This window comes from Pseudomonas sp. HMSC067G02 (genome assembly GCF_001813485.1).
Taxonomy (GTDB): domain Bacteria; phylum Pseudomonadota; class Gammaproteobacteria; order Pseudomonadales; family Pseudomonadaceae; genus Pseudomonas; species Pseudomonas aeruginosa.
Window position 1 is genome coordinate 34,051 of the sequence record NZ_KV812703.1, and the last position, 292, is coordinate 34,342.

Here is a 292-nt window from a genome sequence, read left to right on the forward strand (position 1 = left end):
CCACCACGGTGGTGTCCGGCTGGCCGTCGCCGTCGGTATCGACGCCCACCGTCGAGCCGGGTTCGGCCTTGCCGGTGACGCTGCTGCCGTCCGGCGCCACCTGCACGTCGGTGGCCGGCGCCGGGGCTGTGGTGTCCGGCGCCTCGACGGTCACCGGGGTGCTGTTGTTGCCGGCCGGGTCGGTAACGATCACCGTCACCGTCTCGCCATTGGTCAGCGGCGGGTTCAGCGGAACCTCGAAGCTGCCGCCGGGGCCGACCACCACGGTGGTGTCCGGCTGGCCGTCGCCGTC

The 292-nt window shown here is 73.6% G+C and carries 1 protein-coding gene; it reads right to left on the minus strand.

What is annotated here, in order from left to right; all coding sequences use genetic code 11:
* A partial coding sequence (locus tag HMPREF2914_RS32690; protein WP_168172371.1) for an Ig-like domain-containing protein occupies positions 1-292 on the minus strand: 292 nt, incomplete at both ends.